The 16,292-nt window shown below is 63.2% G+C and carries 18 protein-coding genes; 7 read left to right on the top strand and 11 right to left on the bottom strand.

Features of this window, described 5'->3' with window-relative positions:
- Positions 1–32: 32 nt before the first annotated feature.
- Together ACFVSI_RS05025 and ACFVSI_RS05020 are read right to left on the bottom strand one after the other, a co-directional pair.
- The gene (locus tag ACFVSI_RS05025) at positions 33–689 is read right to left on the bottom strand and encodes a hypothetical protein (RefSeq protein WP_387820321.1); all 657 of its coding nucleotides are present in this window, start codon (positions 687–689) and stop codon (positions 33–35) included.
- 276 nt (positions 690–965) lie between these two features.
- A complete protein-coding gene (locus ACFVSI_RS05020; RefSeq protein WP_387820320.1) occupies positions 966–1,538 on the bottom strand; it encodes an MOSC domain-containing protein in 573 nt (190 codons plus the stop codon).
- Positions 1,539–1,614: 76 nt separating this feature from the next.
- On the opposite strand from ACFVSI_RS05020, the gene ACFVSI_RS05015 reads away from it, so the two are divergent.
- Genes ACFVSI_RS05015 through ACFVSI_RS05005 form a run of 3 tightly spaced genes read left to right on the top strand, consistent with a single transcriptional unit; the run spans position 1,615 to position 3,047 of the window.
- Positions 1,615–2,052, top strand: a complete 438-nt coding sequence (locus ACFVSI_RS05015; protein ID WP_387820318.1) for a hypothetical protein — start codon at positions 1,615–1,617, stop codon at positions 2,050–2,052.
- Positions 2,049–2,240, top strand: a complete 192-nt coding sequence (locus tag ACFVSI_RS05010; RefSeq protein ID WP_387820316.1) for a helix-turn-helix transcriptional regulator — start codon at positions 2,049–2,051, stop codon at positions 2,238–2,240. Before ACFVSI_RS05015 ends, ACFVSI_RS05010 begins: the two co-directional genes overlap by 4 nt.
- A gap of 27 nt (positions 2,241–2,267) precedes the next feature.
- On the top strand, positions 2,268–3,047 hold the full coding sequence (locus ACFVSI_RS05005; protein ID WP_387820314.1) for an alpha/beta fold hydrolase: 780 nt from the start codon (positions 2,268–2,270) through the stop codon (positions 3,045–3,047).
- Here the strand turns inward: ACFVSI_RS05005 and ACFVSI_RS05000 are convergent.
- Positions 3,044–3,520, bottom strand: a complete 477-nt coding sequence (locus ACFVSI_RS05000) for an NUDIX domain-containing protein (protein ID WP_387820892.1) — start codon at positions 3,518–3,520, stop codon at positions 3,044–3,046. The genes ACFVSI_RS05005 and ACFVSI_RS05000 overlap by 4 nt on opposite strands.
- A gap of 365 nt (positions 3,521–3,885) precedes the next feature.
- Here ACFVSI_RS05000 and ACFVSI_RS04995 point away from each other — a divergent pair, with 365 nt between their 5' ends.
- Positions 3,886–5,130: a hypothetical protein gene (locus ACFVSI_RS04995; RefSeq protein WP_387820313.1), complete on the top strand. Its 1,245-nt coding sequence runs from the start codon at positions 3,886–3,888 to the stop codon at positions 5,128–5,130.
- On the opposite strand, the gene ACFVSI_RS04990 is transcribed toward ACFVSI_RS04995, so the two are convergent.
- From ACFVSI_RS04990 to ACFVSI_RS04955, 8 genes are all read right to left on the bottom strand, one after another.
- Complete coding sequence (locus tag ACFVSI_RS04990) at positions 5,127–5,318, bottom strand: hypothetical protein (protein ID WP_387820311.1); 192 nt, start codon at positions 5,316–5,318, stop codon at positions 5,127–5,129. The two genes, ACFVSI_RS04995 and ACFVSI_RS04990, sit on opposite strands and share 4 nt — an antisense overlap.
- A 7-nt stretch (positions 5,319–5,325) precedes the next feature.
- The gene (locus tag ACFVSI_RS04985; protein ID WP_387820889.1) at positions 5,326–6,456 is read right to left on the bottom strand and encodes a glycosyltransferase; all 1,131 of its coding nucleotides are present in this window, start codon (positions 6,454–6,456) and stop codon (positions 5,326–5,328) included.
- A 256-nt stretch (positions 6,457–6,712) separates the two neighbouring features.
- Positions 6,713–6,883, bottom strand: a complete 171-nt coding sequence (locus ACFVSI_RS04980) for a hypothetical protein (protein WP_186313584.1) — start codon at positions 6,881–6,883, stop codon at positions 6,713–6,715.
- A 180-nt stretch (positions 6,884–7,063) separates the two neighbouring features.
- Complete coding sequence (locus ACFVSI_RS04975; protein ID WP_387820309.1) at positions 7,064–7,894, bottom strand: oxidoreductase; 831 nt, start codon at positions 7,892–7,894, stop codon at positions 7,064–7,066.
- A gap of 94 nt (positions 7,895–7,988) precedes the next feature.
- Positions 7,989–9,965, bottom strand: coding sequence for an amino acid transporter (locus tag ACFVSI_RS04970; RefSeq protein ID WP_387820307.1), 1,977 nt, complete (start codon positions 9,963–9,965; stop codon positions 7,989–7,991).
- 95 nt (positions 9,966–10,060) lie between these two features.
- Positions 10,061–10,597: a GNAT family N-acetyltransferase gene (locus ACFVSI_RS04965; RefSeq protein ID WP_387820305.1), complete on the bottom strand. Its 537-nt coding sequence runs from the start codon at positions 10,595–10,597 to the stop codon at positions 10,061–10,063.
- Positions 10,598–10,623: 26 nt separating this feature from the next.
- Positions 10,624–11,985, bottom strand: coding sequence for an LLM class flavin-dependent oxidoreductase (locus ACFVSI_RS04960; RefSeq protein WP_387820303.1), 1,362 nt, complete (start codon positions 11,983–11,985; stop codon positions 10,624–10,626).
- 77 nt (positions 11,986–12,062) lie between these two features.
- Positions 12,063–12,947 carry a MetQ/NlpA family ABC transporter substrate-binding protein gene (locus tag ACFVSI_RS04955; RefSeq protein ID WP_387820301.1) on the bottom strand — a complete coding sequence of 295 codons (885 nt, stop codon included), beginning with the start codon at positions 12,945–12,947 and terminating at the stop codon, positions 12,063–12,065.
- Between the two features lie 219 nt (positions 12,948–13,166).
- Between ACFVSI_RS04955 and ACFVSI_RS04950 the strand changes: the two genes are divergently transcribed.
- The 3 genes from ACFVSI_RS04950 to ACFVSI_RS04940 are packed head-to-tail and all read left to right on the top strand — an operon-like array spanning position 13,167 to position 16,103.
- On the top strand, positions 13,167–14,270 hold the full coding sequence (locus ACFVSI_RS04950) for a methionine ABC transporter ATP-binding protein (RefSeq protein ID WP_387820299.1): 1,104 nt from the start codon (positions 13,167–13,169) through the stop codon (positions 14,268–14,270).
- A complete protein-coding gene (locus tag ACFVSI_RS04945) occupies positions 14,267–14,929 on the top strand; it encodes a methionine ABC transporter permease (RefSeq protein WP_387820297.1) in 663 nt (220 codons plus the stop codon). Before ACFVSI_RS04950 ends, ACFVSI_RS04945 begins: the two co-directional genes overlap by 4 nt.
- Positions 14,930–14,948: 19 nt before the next feature.
- Entirely contained in the window at positions 14,949–16,103 is a 1,155-nt protein-coding gene (locus ACFVSI_RS04940; RefSeq protein WP_387820295.1) for an LLM class flavin-dependent oxidoreductase, read from the top strand.
- Positions 16,104–16,292 lie beyond the last annotated feature (189 nt).

Raw genomic sequence — 16,292 nt, 5'->3', positions numbered from 1 at the left:
TCGTGGCGGTACACGCCTGGTGGAGGCAGGATTTACTTTCGACGCCGGGCGGCCGCGTAGGAAGGTTCCCGCAGCCGCCTGGTCCAGCTGTATGTCCCGGCCGTGGGCAGGGGATGCAGGACCGGGTCGAAGCGTTCGTCGATGTCTTCTGCGTGATCGGCGACTCTGAGCGTCAAGGTTCCAAACCTTGTCCACGCCCCCAGCGGGCTTGCGTGATGGAGTTCCAGCATCCACGGCTTTTCTCTCAGGAGTGAGTGGAAGGCGCCCGGGTCAATGGGCAGCTTCTCCGGTCCTCCAATGGTCCTGGCGGCGATGAGGATAGGCCCGGAGCCGGATTTGTACGGCATCATGCTGGAGAAGACAGCGCCCGCAGCATCCCGCCGGAGCCTCAGGATGAAACGGCCCAGCCCGGTGGGACCGGTGGTGGCCAGCAACATGTCCGAACGTTCGCCCTGCTCCGTGAAGCGAACTGCGAGGCCAATGATGTCCGGGAGGGCGTCCGGTAACCCGATGGACCGGGAGATCCGGGCTTCAACTTCTGTGCTTCCTGGAGTGTCCAGCCAGGGGATTCCCGAGGCCGGACGGTCTCCGTCGTCCCTTTCCAGGGTCCCCACCAAGCGGATTCCCTTGGGGTGGATCGGCCTGTTGGGTCGTACCACCTTGATGGCTTTGAAAATTCCAGCAAACACGCTGCCGACCAGGGCTTGTAGTCTGCTGCTTACTGTCTTCCTGCTGGTTACTGTCTTGCTGCTGCTTACTGTCTTCCTGCGTCTCACGGTCTCCACCCGATCACCCTATGTGCCCCACGCGGAGAAAGACAGGCTCCTGATTAATGCTGGGGCGTGCCTTCATGACTTTCTTTAAGACCCAGCCGCTCCGAACTCAACCATTTCGTGGTGATTTTGGACTTCCAAGGCCTCAAAGCAGGTCGTGGCGGCACGCGGCACGCGGCCCACAGCCTCCAACTAGGGCAACCGCGATGGCCGCAGCACGTTGGCCTCGCCGGCCTTGGCGGGATCCAGCGGCACCGGGCTGAGCAGAACGGCCGGCCCACGGTGCAGCAATCCGCCGGAAATGACCTGGCAGCGGACACCACCCCGCCCGCGCATCGCCTTGTGGGCGCCGGGAGCCAGCATCTGGTCCATCCAGGCGCACGGATGGGCTGGGCGCCCGGCCTTCAAGCGCACCACATCTCCACCGGACTCAAGCGTGAACTCGTGGCCCAGCAAGGGAGCCAGCTCCACTCCGCGCAGCACAACGTTCCGGCGGGTCAGCAGGGGGTCGAAAGGACCGGCTCCAAGCTCAGCAGCAATGGCTTCCAATGCCTCGATGGCGAACACCGTCACTGCGGCGTCCATGTGCGCGGCCTTGCCAAAGAACCTGTCCCCGACAATGCCTTTGCCGGCAACCAACTCAGCCTGATCGGCGTCGTCCGTTCGAACGTCAGCCGCCCCTTCGCGGGCGCGGCCAAAGTACGCATGCCCCGGCGACACCAGCAGGTGCAGCACCTCGACGTCGTACCTGTACTCAGCTGTCATCCCCCAACGCTAGCCCCTGTTGCCGCGCAGCGCAGGACCCATTGTCCAGCCATGTAAAGCGTGCTTTACTTTATCCATGAGTAAAGCTTCCTTTACATCACGTGGGGCGCCTGCCCAGCACTACGTTTTGGCCGCCATCCTCGGCGCCGTCCTGACCATCGCGGTTGCGGTAGTGGTCGGAGTAACCAACCCGGGTGACTTTTGGCCCGCAGCAGGGATCGGCGCTCTCTGTTCGGCATACCCGGCCCTCTCGCTCGGGGTGCGGATCTTCGTCTCCAACAACACCGTCACCCGCGACGCCCACGGCGAGCAAAGCGTCGAGCTGCAATGGATGCGGGAGGCTGGCGCGGGTGCCTTTCTGGATGTTTTGGTGGCCACGATCATTGCTGCGCTGGTGCTGGCCATCGGTCGTTTCCAGATTGACGCCCTACCGGTGCTGCTGGGACTTGTTGGCCTCAGCGCCGTGGATGCCGGACTCCGCTACGTGACCATCCGCCGTCGAGCACTTAAGTGAAGAACAACCTCGCCGAGCGACGTGCCAGCCGCAACTGGACCCAGGCGGACCTGGCCGCTGCGCTCGGAGTGTCCCGGCAGACCGTCATCTCCATCGAGAAGGAGAAGTTCGACCCCTCCCTGCCTTTGGCCTTCCTCATCGCGCGAACCTTTGGCTGCGCCATCGAGGACATCTTCACTGCAGAGTGATCGGCCCGCACAGATACAGTGGGCACCGTGAACTTTGCTGAAGCGGCCGACGGCGTGCAGCTCGCCTGGACATCCGAAGGCCAGGGCGAACCGATGCTGCTCATCGCCGGACAGGCGACGGCCATGGACGGTTGGGGCCCGACGGCGGAACTTCTGTCCCGCTGTTACCGCGTCATCCGCTTTGATCACCGGGGGATTGGCCTCAGCGGCAAGGGTGAAGCTGATCGCTACACCACCCGTCTTCTCGCACAAGACGCAGTGGCCGTCCTGAATGCAGCCGGCGCGGATTCAGCACACGTGTACGGGCATTCGATGGGCGGGCGCATCGGGCAGTGGCTGGCGATCGATGAGCCTCGGAAAGTGCGGACCTTGATCCTCGCAGCCACAAGTGGGGGAAAGCGGCCGGAGGTCGGGACCAAGCCGGACGAGGCTGCTTTGGAGGCACTGGTGAGCGGCGACATGACCCGTCTTGAACCTCTTTTCTTCGACGCCGCATGGGCCCGGAGCAACCCCGAAGCGACGCACACCTTCTTCAATTCCCGGGCTTCGGCGTGGGCCAAAACGCGTCACTTCCAGGCCAGCCGCGAACACGATGCCTGGAGTGAGCTTGGCACCATCCGGTCTCCGACGCTGATACTGCATGGCACCGAGGACAGGCTGACTCCTTTGCTTAACGCCCAGCTTCTCCGCGGGCACATCCCCGGCTCCGTGCTGGTCAGGGTTCCCGGCGCAGGGCACGGGCTCCACCTTGACCATCCGGAAACCGTCGAGTGGATCCGGCAGTTCATTGAACGCAGGAGCGGCTAGCCCGCCCCACCAACGTGACGGAGCAAGGCATCCACAATAGGCAGCTGCCCCTTGACGAGCTTGGTGCGGGCCACGGCCTCTTCAAACCACTGGGCGTCGTCGATCTCCGGGAATTCCTTGATGGCGCCGGAGCCTTTGGGCCATTCCATCGGGAAAGTGTTGCTGACAATCTCCTGGGGCTGAAAATCGTTGGCTTCTGCGGTGAAAGCGGTGATGAGCTTTCCTGAGGGCTGCCGGAATGTACCCAGCAAAACGTACTCGGCCGGTGGGGGAGGAGTGCCGATTTCTTCGGTGAATTCGCGACGTGCGGCAGTCAGCGCGTCTTCGTTGTCGGAAAATTCACCTTTGGGAATCGACCAGGCGTGCTGGTCCTTCCTGGCCCAAAAGGGCCCTCCCATGTGGGCTATCCAGAGCTCCAATTGTTTTGCGCTGTTGCGGCGGTAAAGGATGATTCCTGCGCTATGGATACTGATGGTGCCTCCCCGGCCAAATGCTGCCTGCACTTTCACAAGAACACCTCAAGGCTACGCCGCCGGACACCGCCGTTATCCAATCGATGTTAATTCCGGGATCTCCGGTGCCAATTTCACTTCCGACAGGACTGCGGCTCCCCGATAATCGAGGAGTTGTACCTTCTTCGGGGGTGGAGGGTATTGCGGCCAGCGGGACCAGCCGCCGGCATTTCTGGGCGCATCAGCAGGAGGAAACAGCTATGGCATTGTCAGTGAGGCTCCTTCCACGAGGGGGAAGAAAAGTGATGGGGGTGGCCGTGGTTGCAGCGGTTGCCTTTTCGATGTTTGCGGGAACAGGTCCATCCCAGGCGGCGGACACTACGCCCATGGCCGATGATCCTGGCCCTGTGGGGAGTTTTGCGTGGAAGGGATTCAATTGGCAGAAGCGTTTCTGGGGCGGAGCCCCCATGTACAACGCGAGCTGGGATCCCAACAATGTCAGCAATCCGGACGCAAATGGCTATGTGAAACTGTCCATCAGCAATCCCACCGGATCGTCTCCGGTGGGCGCAGAATTCCAGTCCACGCGTGAAGGTTTCGGCTACGGCACGTACAGCACCACGGTGGAAAAGGACGTCAGCGCGCTCCAAAAGGAAGTGGTGTGGGGCTGCCTGTTCACATATGACCCCAACGCAACGCCCGGTTACACGGAGATCGACCTCTGTGAGGCGTCGGCGTGGGGCGGAGGCGGCGCCTATGGCGAGAGCTGGCCTGTGACGCAGGGACATGGGTACTGGTTCGATGCCAGCTTGCCTCCCGGGCAGGGCAACAACACGGTCACCTTCGACGTCACGAATTCGTCGATCCTCACTCACCGGATGGTCTGGGAGCCCGGCAAGATCACCTTCGAGACGTTTGCGGGGGAAGGTTACAACGGGCCCCTTCTGAAGAGAACCGTCCTTGAGGGCTCCACGGTTCCTACGCCCGCCAAGGAGCAGATCCATTTCAACCTGTGGGTTACCGGTGGTGGGGGCGGAGACGCGGCACATGTGGCGCCGGAGTCCGTCACTATCAGGGACTTCTCCTTTATCCCGGCCAACCAGCTCACGGGGCCCACTCCCACCATCACGGGCACAGCCGCGGTGGGATCAACGCTGACGGCTGTGCCGGGTGCGTGGCCAGCCGGAACCACTCTGGCGTATCAGTGGTTCAAGAATGGCACGGCTATTTCGGGAGCCACGGGTCCCACCCGGGTTTTGGCCGCTTCGGATCAAGGTGCCGCCCTGACCGTGCGAGTGACCGGAAGCCTGACCGGCTATGCCTCGGCCACGAAGGAGTCCGCCTCAACGGCGGCGGTAGTGGCGGGAACCTTGGTGGCGCCCACCCCCACTATCACCGGTACTCTCTCCGTAGGTTCGACGCTGACCGCCAACCCGGGAACGTGGACATCCGGGACCTCGTTGGCGTACCAGTGGTACCGCTCGGGGGCAGCGATTGCAGGAGCGACGTCCAAGAACTACAAACTCGTCGCTGCTGACCAAGCGGACACCATGAGCGTCCGGGTCACGGGAACCAAAGCCGGCTACACCACGGCGTCCAAGTTCTCGGCCAGCACGGCGGTGGTTCCCTAGGAGCCGGAAGGCAGGCTCTTATCTGCCCGGACGGGAACGATCCTCTTGATCGCCAGGCCCAGCGCCAACATGGCAAAAGCGGCCAGGGCGAGCCAGAACAGATCGCCTGCTCCGGTCATTGCGAGTGTGCCGGATCCCATTCCGCCTGCGGCTGCTCCGGCGAGGGGGTTTACGGGGTTGTTGTACATCGGGGAACTACCAAACTTTCTTACGGTTGAATGCTGCGTCCAGGTACGCCTTGGCGTGGACAGCCTGGAGGAAGACGTCGATCACTGTTTCGTACATGGTTGCGGCCAGCAGCATGTACCTCCAGCCCCGGAAGCGCACAGTAATGATGCGTTCCAGGATGAAGACGCCGGTGACTGCAACCCAGAAGGGCTGGAGGTTGAGCCCCATTCCTGAGATGAGTGCGAAAAGGATGGAACCAAAGTAGGCCAGCGTCACTACGACGCCGATCATTGAAAGGAACTGACGGCCCCAGTAGGGCCTGGTCACTTTGGTCCACCCGTACTGCACGCAGTTCTCCACCGCGCCCCGCTTCCACCGGAGCCGTTGTGCCCACAGTTCACGCCACGTGGGCATGACCTCCGTGACCAGCGTGCAGTTGGCTGGGGAAGCGATACGGTAGCCCAAGGTCAGCAGGGCGAAGGAGAGCTCGTTGTCCTCGGTAAGGACGGACGTGTCATAGATGCCGCCCGTGCCGTTGCCTGGTGGGAGTGTGCCCTGGAGGCGGGCGGCAGCGACATCACGAAGTGTCTTGACGCGGAAGAGTGCAGCCGTGCCGGTCACCACCAGGCACTTGCCGTGGAGGCGCTTCACATCGCGGGCGTAGCGGGCGTATTCGTTTCGCTGGAGATGGCCGACGAAGCCGCCCCCGGGACCTCCCCGGAAGACCCCACCCACCGCGCCGAGCAGATCGTCCCTCAGGAGGTTCGCCGTGGCATTCTCAATGAAATCCAGAGCCAGCTGGGAGTCGGCATCCTGGACCAGGATCAGGTCCTCGGGGTCGGCGTCGGGAAGCAGCCGGCTGAGGGCGAAGTTCAGGGCACCGGCTTTCTTGTCCTTGTTTCCCACGGTGCGGATGACCTCTGCCCCCTGAGCCAGTGCGAGCTCTTCGGTGTCGTCCGTGCAGTTGTCGGCCACCACGATCACGCGGTCAGGCCGGTGGCTCTGGTTGTTCAGGGAGACGAGGGTTTCGGTGATGCCGGCGGATTCGTTGTGGGCCGGAACCAGCACGGTGACTACGCCGCCGGCTGCACGGTGGGATCCGCGTGGCGCCACGGCTGGGTCCGGTGCATCCGTGGTGACTGTGTTGTCGGTGAGCATGGTGACCCCTCCGTTCCTGCGTTGATTGCGTTGTCTCATTTAGAGTTCCAACGCGAACGCAAGAAAGGGGCAGGCAAACCGTCAAGGAAAACTCAAGGTTTGCTCAGGACTTACCGGCAATCAAGTTCGTGGGAGGAGTGCGGGAACGGGGGGAAATTTGCGGGTGGTTTCGCTGGCTTCCAGCGAACTCACGCTTCAAACGCAAGAGGACGACGGCGGGAGGTCCCGGCGTCCTCTTGCGTTTGTTTCGAGCTGCTTAGCGGCTCAGGGCAACCGTGAAGGTTTTCGGTCCGCTGAGGGTCACGGCGATTCCGCAGTTTTCAGCGGCAGCGCGGTGGGAGAGGGACTGGATGGCGGCATCGATGGTGTGGTCGATGGCCGACTTGTCCCAGATTTTCAGCGTGATGGAGTCAGTATGTGTCGTCATTGTCAGTACTTTCACTCAGGCCGTTGACAGCCCCAAGCCTCTTCGCCCGGGGCCGCATCCTCGTCGGTGAGGATTGCTGATTCAGCTTGTATGGGAACGGATTCCCTCATTCATGGTTCATGCTGCCCACCCCGAATAACAAGCCAAACGGCCCAAGTGTGACCGATTACACGTTCCTCATTACTCCGTGTAACCGGTGGCGGCACTGCGCTCGCGCCAACGCTCAACCTCGGCCCGCATGGCTTCCTCCACGGCGTTGTAGGCATAAACGGCGTCGGCTCCCAGCAGCAGGAAGGCCGGGGTTTCGTCAGCCTCGACGGCACTGATGATCAATTGCGCGGCCTTGTCCGGATCACCGGGTTGGGTGCCGTGGACGGTGTCGTTTTCCTTGCGGCGCTTGCCCGCGGTTTCGGCGTAGTCGTCTATGGCTACAGCGGACTGGGTCAGGGACCGGCCTGCAAAGTCGGTCCGGAAACCACCCGGTTCCACGGCCGTCACGGTGATCCCCAGGGGTGCCAGTTCCTTCTGGAGGGAGCCCGAAATGCCTTCCAGCGCAGCCTTCGTGGCCGAGTAGTACCCCGAACCGGGAGGGCAGATCCGCGCCCCGATGGAGGAGATGTTCACGATCGCACCGGAACGGCGGGAACGCATGCCGGGCAGGACGGCCTTGATCATGGCGACGGGACCGAAAACGTTGGTGTCGAACAGGGCCCGGACGTCGGCGTCGTCGCCCTCTTCCACGGCAGCGCGGTAACCGTAGCCGGCATTGTTGACCAGGACGTCAATGACGCCGAAGCGTTCCTCCGCCTGGTTCACGGCCGCGTCCACCTGGGACTGGTCGGTGACGTCCAGGGCCACGGCGAGGGCTGTCGTCGGGAATTCCGTGGCGAGGTCCTGCAGGGAATCGGTGTTGCGGGCGGTGACGACGGCGTTATCGCCTTTCGCGAGGACCGCTTGGGCCAGTGCGCGGCCAAGTCCCGTGGAGCAGCCAGTGATGAGCCAGGTAGTCATGATGTTCCTTTCATGGTTGACCTATCCAACTGAACGCTACTCCCCACGGCTGAGGGAGTGCCTGGGTTAACAGGTACTGACAGGGCCACTGTGATCAGCCCACGTGGACCCACGGGCGCCGGCTCACGTCCGGTTCTGCCTCCCGCAGGACCTCCCGGGTCACTGGCGCGATCTCGCCCTCGCCCAGGAACAGGAAACGCAGCAGGTTGGTGATCGGGTTGCCTTCGGTCCAGCGGAAGTAGATGTGGGGCATCAGGCCTGTGACGTCGCGAATGTGGAGCAGCACGGAGGCAATGGTGTTCGCCACCACCGGACCGTGGACCTCCAGGATCCGGTAGCCGTGCCGTTCGACGCCGTTGACGTAGAGCTCTGTCTCGAAATCGGAGGTGTCGTCCAGCACCACTTCCAGGAACATACCGTGATAGTTGAGGGGGAGGTGGCTGACTTCGATGGCCGAGACCAGCTTCTCCCGGTACGCCTCGGCCGTGAGCCTGCGGGGTTCATGGGCGATGAGCCGGATGGGACCCGAGTCGTCGTCGAGGATGAATTCGAGGGCGTTGCGGTCCATGTGGACATGCGTGGCGTGCAGCTCAAAGGACCTCCGCACCCGGGACAGCAGGGAAATGCCGATGATTCCCGCGATGAAGACGGCCGCGATCCGGATGCCTTCCGGGCGCTCAACGATGTTCGCCACTGTGGTGTAAACGAAGACCGTGGCTATGGCACCGAAGGCAATGGTCCGCTTGCGTTGATGACGACGGCGGCTGGACAGTGTCACTGCGACGGCGGCTGACGTCATGAGCACCAAGACGCCGGTTGCGTACGCACCGCCCTGGGCGTCGACGTCGGCATTGAAGACCACGGTGATGAAGAACCCCACCAGCGTGAAGACGAGAACCAGTGGCCTGACTGCCTTGGCCCAGTCGGGAGCCATGCCGTAACGGGGGAGGTAGCGCGGGACGAGGTTGAGCAGGCCGGCCATGGCGGAGGCCCCGGCAAACCACAGGATGGCGATGGTGCTGACGTCGTACACCGTTCCGAAACCGAGGCCCAGGTACTCGTGGGCCAGGTATGCCAAGGCGCGGCCGTTGGCCTGGCCGCCGGGTTCAAACTCGTGCTCGGGGATCAGTACCACCGTGGTGAAGCTGGTCGTGATGAGGAAGGAACTCATGATCAGGGCTGCTGTGGTGAGCATGCGTCGCGTACCCCGGATGCGGCCCGTGGGCTTGGCATCGGTGTCGTCCGGATCGCCTTGGACCTGCGGCATCACGGCAACGCCGGTTTCGAAGCCCGAGAGGCCGAGCGCGAGTTTAGGGAAAACGATGCACGCGATTGCTATGGCCATGATCGGGTTGCCGTGCGAGGTCCACAGCAGTTGCCACCAATTCCCGACCGCCGTGGGATGGGTGAGCACTTCCACCACCGTCGTTGCTACGACCACCACGTTCAGCCCGAGGTAGAGGATCACCAGGACAACGGCGACACCGATCGCCTCCTTGAAACCACGCAGGAACACGGCCGCCAGGAGAGCCAAGAGGAACAATGTCACCAGCACGTTCTGGCCTTGCAACCAGCCAGGCATGACCGGGTTCTGGATGAGGTGGGCTGTGGCGTCGGCAGCGGACAGAGTCATGGTGATCATGAAGTCCGTGGCTGCGAAGCCCAACAGCACCAGGACCAGGAGCTTGCCGCCCCAGCGGGGGAGCAGCCGCTCCAGCATGGCAATGGAACCCTCGCCCCGGGGGCTCTCGCCCGCCACCCGTCGGTACACAGGCAGCGCACCGAGCAGGGTCACGGCAACCAGGACGATGGTGGCCAACGGCGAGATCACCCCTGCTGCCAGCGCAGCGATGGCCGGCTGGTAACCCAACGTGGAGAAGTAGTCCACACCCGTCAGGCACATGACCTGCCACCAGTGGTGCTTCTTTTCATGGGCCGCGCTGACGCCGCCGGGCCCTGGGTGTCGCCCTTTGTTGTCCTGCAGCCCGAACAGGAGCCAGGTCCGGAACGACGTCCAGCCGCTGGGCCCCTGTGCGGAGGGGTCAGCCGGCGGCCTGCTTAACGTGGTCATGGGTTTCCTCCCAGCCCTACGCTCATTCAATCTGAGCTGAACATAGCACCGCTAAGGATGCTTGGTACCGGACCGGGAAGATTCTTGATGAGTCCTTAACGCGGCAGGTCCAGGGTGTACACCACCAGCTGAACCTTGGGCGCCGGCCGGGGCTTTTCCCGTTCCGGCCTGCGGACGTAGCCCAGGCGCCGGTAAAGGCTCTGGGACGGTTCATTGTCGACGGCGGTGTCCAGGACCACGCGCTTGGCGCCTTGGGCCGTGGCGAGTCGTGCGGCCTCGTCCATGAGTCGCTGTCCGAGCCCTGTCCTGCGGGTTTCCGGCAGTACCGCGAGCAGCCTGAGTTCTGCTTCGCCCTCTTCCGCCTGCCGGCTCAGGCGCGAACCGTAGGGCAGCAGGCTCGCCGTACCCACCAGTCGCCCTGTGTCCGTGTCTTCAGCAACCAGCAGAACGCCTTCGTGCGCACGGGCCGCCGCGTCGAGCAGCAGGTTCAGGCGCTCGCCGTCGGGCTGGTGTGCGCCGGGAAGATGGTGGCCGAAGCCTTCGTACGTCAGCCGCCCGACGGCGTCGTACTCTTCGTGGCGGGCCTCGCGGATCACATAGGTGCCGGTTGCGGCGGTTGCTTGGGTGGTCATCTTTGTCCTTTCGACGACGACGGCGGTCAGCGTGCGCGGGCCGCGGCGGGTTCCGGCCGGGAGGCCAGGCCAAGGTGCGACTTCAGGGTGGTGCCGGTGTATTCGGTGCGGGCGAGGCCGCGTTCCTGGAGGATCGGAATGACCCGGGTGGCGAAGCGCTCCAGGTCCTGGGGGAGGAGGGAGAACATGAGGTTGAAGCCGTCGGCGGCTCCCTCGGCATGCCATCGTTCCAGGGAATCGGCGACGTGTTCCGGGCTGCCGATGAAGTCGTAGTTCCGCTTGTCTCCGGTGAGGATGGAATAGAGATCCTTGAGGGTGACCTCGTGTTCGCGTCCCCGGATCTGTTCGCCGGCGGAGCGGAAGTCAGTGCGCGGGTTGGCAATGCCGGGAATGCCGGACTGTTCAACGGTGGTGTCCGGGCCAAGGCCGGTGAAGTCGATGTCTCCTGCGAAGTACTCCTGCAGGAAGTCCAGCACCTGCTGGTCGGTGATGAGGTTGTCCAGTTCGCGGATGCGTTCCAGTGCTTCCTTGCGGTTGTCGGCGACGATGGGGGAGATGGCTTGGTACACGTAGAGCTCATCAGGGTTCCGGCCGAACGTCTCTGCCTGTGCCCGCACCGAATCCCGGTAACGCCGGGCCTGCGGGATATCCGGGTGGCTGGCGAACAGGGCGTTGGCGAAACGGGCGCCCAGGCGTTGTCCCGGACCGGACGTACCGGCCTGCGCCAGGAGTGGCGAGTGCTGCGGGGATGGGGCGATATTGAGGGGGCCTGCCACCTTGAAGAATTCGCCCTCGTGGTTGAGGCGGTTGAGCTTGTGGCGGTCGAAGAATTGGCCGTGCTCCTTGTTGTACAGGAAAGCGTCAGCGTCCCAGGAATTCCACAAACCACGCGTGACTTCCACGAATTCTTCGGCACGCTGGTATCTGAGGCCGTGTTCGAAGTGCTGGTCCGCGCCGTAGTTTCCCGCTGTGCTGTTGGTCAGGTCCCGCGTGGTGACGATGTTCCAGCCCACCCTGCCGCCGCTGATGTGGTCTGCTGTGAGCGCTGCGCGGGCGAAGTTGTACGGCTGGTCGTAGGACGTTGACGAGGTAGCGATCAGGCCGATCCTGTCCGTCACTGCGCCCAGGGCCGTGACCAGGCCGATGGGGTCGAAACGGTTGAGGATGCCCGGGTTGGAGGTCTCGTCAATGGCAAGGGAATCGCCCAGGAAGATCGCGTCGAACTTCGCATCCTCGGCTGTTTTGGCCAGTTCCACCTGATGGGCGAAGTCGATGCTGGCCTGCGGGAATGCCGTTTCGTGGCGCCAGGAAGCCAAGTGGATGCCCGTCCCTACCAAGTAGGCGAAGAAGTGGATCTGCCGGCGTTCGTTGGCGAGGTGCTGGTTCATGGCGTGGTTTCCTGGTGTCCCTGGCATGGCTGAGGGGCGGCTGGCTGTGTGGCGGCAGCGGGCCGCCCCTCAGACGACTACTTGGTCTTCTTGATGGCTGCTTCTTCGGCGGTCAGGACTTCCTGCAGCTTGGCAGCGGTCCAGTCGGCCTTGAATTGCAGGTTTCCGTCGTTGAGCTTGGTTACAGAGGCTTCAACTTCGGGCGTGTGGTAGGCGTCCACGATCTTCTTCCAGACGGGATCGTCCTTCCGGTCGGCCTTCACAACGAAACCGTTGATGTAGGGAGCCAGGGACTCGGAGTTCAGGTCTTCCTTGAAGATGATCTTGTCGTCGCCCAAGCCGCCCTTCTGGGCCTGCGTGTTATTCACGACGGCGGCTTCCGTGGTGCCCTTGAGCGCGTTCACGGTCTGGTTGCTGTCGACGGGGACAACCTTGACCTTGCTGGAGGTGATCTCGGCCGGGGTGGACAGCGAGTTGCCGCCATCCTTGAGCTGCAGAAGTCCGGCAGTCTGCAGGTTCAGCAGGGCACGGGCCTGGTTGGTGGGGTTGTTCGGGATGGCAACCTCGGCATCGGCGGGAAGCTCGGCCACGGACTTGTACTTCTCGGAGTAGAGGGCCAGCGGGTACACGGCAGTGGCGCCCACCGGAACCAGCGTGCCGTTGCTGTTTACGTTGAACTGGGACAGGTACTTCAGGTGCTGGAACAGGTTGATGTCCACTTGGCCCTGCTGGGTGGCGGTGTTGATCTGTGCGCCGTCAGTGAAGTTCTTGACCTCCAGGTCGACGCCCTGGTCCTTGAGCTTGTTCTTCAGGATGGTCCAGTGCTCTTCGGCGCCATCGTCCACCCCGATGACCACCTTGGTGTTCCCGGAATTCGAAGAGCCTCCCGCAGCACCCCCGCACGCGGACAACGACAAGGCGGCAATGAGGCCGACGGCGGCGACTAACAGGCGGTTCTTCATGGTGCTTCTCCGTACAAGGGTATTGATGCGAATGAAAGGTACGGGGTGTTCCCCCTGCCTCACGCTAGGCAGTTGCCGGCACTGGAATCGAACGGACCCGCAACACTTCGACGCCTGCCGTCAAGGAAAGAAACCGCAGGTCACAAGGGGTCACCGGGTTCGATCCGGGAGTGGTGCCGCTGTTGGAATGAGGTCCCAAACAACCTCAAGGAGGCTCCGTTGAGCGCCATCGTCTCCCTGCGCGGAGTCAGTAAACAGTTCCCGGTACCCGGAAGCCGAACCCTGGCAAAGGGCGCCGCTCCGGTGCGCGCCGTCGACTCCGTCACCCTGGACATCGAGGAAGGAACGGTCGTCGGGATCGTTGGTTACTCCGGCGCCGGGAAATCCACGTTGGTTCGGCTGCTCAATGGGCTCGAGCGCCCCACCGAGGGGCAAGTGATCGTCAAAGGCCAGGACATCTCCTCCCTGCCGGAGAGCCAGTTGCGGAAAGTCCGGTCCGGGATCGGAATGATCTTCCAGCAGTTCAACCTGCTCAAGTCCCGCACCGTATACGAAAACGTCGCCTACCCCTTGAAGGTTGCCGGCTGGCCCAAGGACAAGATCCGCCCCCGCGTTGAGGAACTCCTTGAATTCGTGGGGATCGCCGACAAGGCAGGCACCTATCCACGCCGGCTCTCCGGCGGCCAGCAGCAACGGGTGGGCATTGCCCGCGCCTTGGCCAACGACCCCGACATCCTCCTCGCCGACGAAGCCACCAGCGCCTTGGACCCCGAAACCACCCGGGATGTCCTGCGCCTGCTGCGCCGTATCAACAAGGAACTCGGCACCACCGTGGTGGTCATTACCCACGAAATGAACGTGGTCCGCGAGATTTGCGACACCGTGGTGATGATGGAATCCGGGCGGGTTGTGGAATCCGGGCCCACCTACTCCGTGTTCGCAAACCCCCAGAGCCCCTCCACCCAGCGCTTTGTGTCCACCGCGGTCCACGGAACCCCCGAGCCCGAGACGGTCCAACGGCTCTCGGCAGCGCATCCTGGATTGTTGGTCTCGGTTGGCATCTCCGAAGCTGCGCCGACTCCCTTGGTCGCCGCCACGTTTGAGCGCCACGGCGTCGGCTCCAGCGTCGTCTTCGGCGGCGTCACCGAAATCCAGAACCGCATCCTGGGCACTCTCACCTATGAGCTCACTGGCAGCGACGCATCGATTGACGCGGCGCTCGCTGAACTGGGCGACGTCACCGCCGTCGAACGTCAAATTCCGACGGCGGCACCCACCGAAAGTGCCGTACCGAACCTCGCCACTGTTGGAGAGAAAGCATGACCACCGACTGGACCACCCTCCTGCCCGTCCTGGGCGAATCCTTCCAGCAGACCATCTACATGGTGGTCATCACCGTGCTGCTCAGTGGCCTGGCCGGGTTGGCGCTCGGTGTGACCCTGTACGCCACGCGACCCGGGAACCTGTTTGCCAACAAGGCCGTGTTTTCCGTGCTCAATTTCCTGGTGAACATCATTAGGCCGATTCCTTTCATCATCTTCATCACGGCGATCGCTCCTCTGACGCTGATCATCATGGGAACCACCATCGGCACCACCGCGGCGATCCTGCCCATGGCGCTGATGGCTGGCGTCGTGATCGGACGCGTTGTGGAGCAGAACCTGGTGGCCTCCGATCCGGGCGTGGTGGAAGCTGCCCGCGCCATGGGCGATAGTCGCCTGCATATCCTCTGGGCCGTGGTGATTCCCGAGTCGTTGGCGCCGCTGATCCTGGGCTACACGTTCATGATCATCGCGATCGTGGACATGTCCGCCATGGCCGGGTACATCGGCGGCGGCGGGCTGGGCAACTTCGCCATCATGTACGGCTACCAGCAGTTCAACTGGGAAGTCACGCTGGTGACCGTGCTCATCATCATTGTCATGGTCCAGGCAGCGCAGTTGCTGGGCAACTTCCTGGCCCAGCGCATCCTTCGCCGCTAAGTTTCTTTGGAGATTCCTTATGCCTATCGAATTCCTCGGCATGGGTGCCGGCAATGACTCCACGGAGACCTCGCCGGCCACTACGCCCTTCTTCGACCCTTCCTATGCTGTGAAGATCGCGCGGATCCACGAAGACAACAATTGGGACCATGTGCTGTTTGCCTACAACTCGGCGACCCAGGACCCAGCCGTCCATGCCACCTGGGTTGCGGCCAATACAGAGCGGATTAAGCTGCGGTTGGCACACCGGCCCAACGTGTCGCATCCGACGTTCGCTGCGCGGTCCTTCCTGACCCTGGACCACATAGCGCAGGGGCGCTTGACCGTGCACTTCATCACCGGTGGCAGCCAGGCGGACCAAGCACGGGAAGGTGATTTCCTGGCGAAGGATGCCCGGTATGGCCGGACGCAGGAGTACATGCAGATTGTGCGGCGAGCTTGGTCGGGCGATACCTTCAGCTGGGGCAGTGAGCACTACCGCTTTGAAGGGTTTGCCTCCGGGTTGGGCCCATTTGCCGGGAAACGTCCTGGCATTTCCTTTGGCGGCTCATCCGAGGCAGCTTGGTCCGTGGGTGCTGCCGAAGCCGACATCTACGCCCTGTTCGGGGAGCCTTTGGCCGATGCCGCGTCGCAGCAGGAGCAGATCCTCTCGCGGGCCGCAGCTTTGGGCCGTACCTCTCCGCTTCGGTGGCAAATAGCGTTCCGGCCCATCGTTGCCGAGACGGATGCGTTGGCTTGGGAGAAGGCCCGGTCCATTCTGGGTACGTTTGAATCGCGCCGGTCCGCCGGCGAAGTCATCGATCCTGTCCGGCACTACGCTGTGAAGCCGGAAGCTGCAGGAACCCAGCGGCTTTTGGCAGCCGCCGAACGGGGAGACCTGCACGACCGCGCCTTGTGGACGGCCCTCGCCAAAGCTGCGGGAGGCGGAGGAGGAAGCGCGACGGCGTTGGTTGGCTCCTATGACACCGTCACCCAGGCGATCCTGGACTACCACGACCTCGGCTTTGAGATCTTCGGCCTGCGCGGGTACGACTTTGTCCCCGACGCCATCGAGTTCGGCCAGCACGTGATTCCGCAGCTGAAGCAGGAAGTCGCGCACAGGGAACGCGGCCTCAGTGCCGAGGACCGCCGGGCCGCGCACGCCGCTGCCCGCACCCGCACCCTCTCTCACTAAATCCCCCTTTTTCGGCCACGCTCACTCACGTCCCGCGTGTTTGATCCGGTCGCTCGCTCACGTAACACCGGTTAGGTCCGGACGCTCGTTCACGTACGGGGGTGCTTTCCCGGACCCTCGCTCACTGGATCGATCCTTCCGCCCGGTTCACCCGACCCCTTTTCGACGCGCCCGGCCAGCTGATGTGAG

This window comes from Paenarthrobacter sp. NPDC057981, from assembly GCF_042886835.1.
In the GTDB taxonomy this organism is placed as follows: Bacteria; Actinomycetota; Actinomycetes; order Actinomycetales; family Micrococcaceae; genus Arthrobacter.
The sequence above is the reverse complement of the archived record's forward strand: the minus strand, read 5'-3'. Positions and strand labels throughout refer to the sequence as shown.